Origin of the sequence: Alteromonas gracilis, from assembly GCF_043642145.1 — a bacterium.
Classification (GTDB): domain Bacteria; phylum Pseudomonadota; class Gammaproteobacteria; order Enterobacterales; family Alteromonadaceae; genus Alteromonas; species Alteromonas gracilis_B.
In genome coordinates this window covers 1,720-4,821 of sequence record NZ_JBHZRZ010000023.1, presented here as the reverse complement: position 1 = coordinate 4,821, position 3,102 = coordinate 1,720, and the positions used below count along the sequence as shown (strand labels likewise).

Sequence of the window (3,102 nt, the reverse complement as noted above, 5' to 3'; positions counted from 1 at the left end):
CTAAAGCTTCTTGGGCGTTGTATGGTTAAGCCTCTCGGGCAATTAGTACAGGTTAGCTTAACGCCTTACAACGCTTCCACACCCTGCCTATCAACGTCATCGTCTATAACAACCCTTCCAGACCTTAAAGGTCAGGGATGACTCATCTTTGGGCCGGCTTCCCGCTTAGATGCTTTCAGCGGTTATCCGTTCCGAACATAGCTACCGGGCAATGCCATTGGCATGACAACCCGAACACCAGCGGTTCGTCCACTCCGGTCCTCTCGTACTAGGAGCAGCTCCCATCAATCATCCAACGCCCACACCAGATAGGGACCGAACTGTCTCACGACGTTCTAAACCCAGCTCGCGTACCACTTTAAATGGCGAACAGCCATACCCTTGGGACCGACTTCAGCCCCAGGATGTGATGAGCCGACATCGAGGTGCCAAACACCGCCGTCGATATGAACTCTTGGGCGGTATCAGCCTGTTATCCCCGGAGTACCTTTTATCCGTTGAGCGATGGCCCTTCCATACAGAACCACCGGATCACTATGACCTACTTTCGTACCTGCTCGACGTGTCTGTCTCGCAGTTAAGCTAGCTTATGCCATTGCACTAACCTCACGATGTCCGACCGTGATTAGCTAACCTTCGTGCTCCTCCGTTACTATTTGGGAGGAGACCGCCCCAGTCAAACTACCCACCAGACACTGTCCACAATCCCGATAAGGGACCTATGTTAGAACATCAAACATACAAGGGTGGTATTTCAAGGACGGCTCCACACAATCTAGCGACTGTGCTTCAAAGCCTCCCACCTATCCTACACATGTAGGTTCAATGTTCAGTGCCAAGCTGTAGTAAAGGTTCACGGGGTCTTTCCGTCTAGGTGCGGGTACACAGCATCTTCACTGCGATTTCAATTTCACTGAGTCTCGGGTGGAGACAGCGTGGCCATGGTTACACCATTCGTGCAGGTCGGAACTTACCCGACAAGGAATTTCGCTACCTTAGGACCGTTATAGTTACGGCCGCCGTTTACCGGGGCTTCGATCAAGAGCTTCGTCCGAAAACTAACCCCATCAATTAACCTTCCGGCACCGGGCAGGTGTCACACCCTATACGTCCTCTTACGAGTTTGCAGAGTGCTGTGTTTTTAATAAACAGTCCCAGCCACCTGGTCACTGCGGCCTCCATTTGCTTACCACGCGAAGTGTTCACAAACAGAGGCGTACCTTCTCCCGAAGTTACGGTACAATTTTGCCGAGTTCCTTCACCCGAGTTCTCTCAAGCGCCTTAGTATTCTCTACCTGACCACCTGTGTCGGTTTGGGGTACGGTTCATATAATCATAAGTTTAGAAGCTTTTCCTGGAAGCAGGGCATCAACAACTTCACCACCTTAGTGGCTCGTCTCGTGTCTCGGCCTTAGAATTCCGGATTTACCTAAAATTCCAGCCTACACACTTTCACTTGGACAACCAACGCCAAGCTTGCCTAGCCTTCTCCGTCCCTCCATCACTGATTATATAAGTACGGGAATATTAACCCGTTTCCCATCGACTACGCATTTCTGCCTCGCCTTAGGGGCCGACTTACCCTGCCCTGATTAGCATGGGACAGGAAACCTTGGTCTTCCGGCGTGGGAGTTTTTCACTCCCATTATCGTTACTCATGTCAGCATTCGCACTTGTGATATGTCCAGCAAGCTTTACAACTCACCTTCATCCACTTACACAACGCTCCCCTACCCAGCATGTAAACATGCTGCCGCAGCTTCGGTATATTGCTTAGCCCCGTTACATCTTCCGCGCAGGCCGACTCGACTAGTGAGCTATTACGCTTTCTTTAAAGGGTGGCTGCTTCTAAGCCAACCTCCTAGCTGTCTATGCCTTCCCACATCGTTTCCCACTTAGCAATATTTTGGGACCTTAGCTGGCGGTCTGGGTTGTTTCCCTCTCCACGACGGACGTTAGCACCCGCCGTGTGTCTCCCGGATAGTTCTCATTGGTATTCGGAGTTTGCAAAGGGTTGGTAAGTCGGGATGACCCCCTAGCCTTAACAGTGCTCTACCCCCAATGGAATTCGTCCGAGGCTCTACCTAAATAGATTTCGGGGAGAACCAGCTATCTCCCGGTTTGATTGGCCTTTCACCCCCAGCCACAGGTCATCCCCTAACTTTTCAACGTTAGTGGGTTCGGTCCTCCAGTTGATGTTACTCAACCTTCAACCTGCCCATGGCTAGATCACCGGGTTTCGGGTCTATACCTAGCAACTAAACGCGCAGTTAACACTCGCTTTCGCTACGGCTCCGTTATTCACTTAACCTTGCTACTAAATATAAGTCGCTGACCCATTATACAAAAGGTACGCAGTCACCCCGAAGGGCTCCCACTGCTTGTACGTATACGGTTTCAGGTTCTATTTCACTCCCCTCACAGGGGTTCTTTTCGCCTTTCCCTCACGGTACTGGTTCACTATCGGTCAGTTAGGAGTATTTAGCCTTGGAGGATGGTCCCCCCATATTCAGTCAAGATAACACGTGTCCCGACCTACTCGATTTCACTGTAAAGCATTCTTCGTGTACAGGGCTATCACCTTGTATCGCTCCTCTTCCCAAAGGATTCCACTAAACGCTAAACAGCTTAAGGGCTGCTCCCCGTTCGCTCGCCGCTACTAGGGGAATCTCGGTTGATTTCTTTTCCTAAGGGTACTTAGATGTTTCAGTTCCCCTCGTTTGCCTCGTTACACTATGTATTCATGTAACGATACCTATAAATAGGTGGGTTTCCCCATTCGGACATCTGTGGCTCAAATGCATTTTGTCGGCTCACCACAGCTTTTCGCAGACTTACACGTCCTTCATCGCCTCTAACTGCCAAGGCATCCACCGTATACGCTTCGTCACTTAACCATACAACCCCAAACAGCCTTTTGACTTCTGTCTAAGTTACGTTGCATGCATGACAAGCTAATCGGAAGAATTGCCTTGCTATCAAATCATCGATTGATAACAAGCAATTCAGTCAAGTAGAGTAAAAAGTCATCTTTCGATTTCTCAGTTACTCAATTTTGATTGATTACTATTAATATCAGCTTTCCAAATTGTTAAAGAACAT

Annotated in this window: 1 rRNA gene; it reads right to left on the bottom strand. The window is 49.4% G+C overall.

Annotation, left to right across the window (positions count from 1 at the left end):
* Positions 1-21: 21 nt before the first annotated feature.
* Positions 22-2,897, bottom strand: a 23S ribosomal RNA gene (locus ACHUFN_RS19955).
* Positions 2,898-3,102 lie beyond the last annotated feature (205 nt).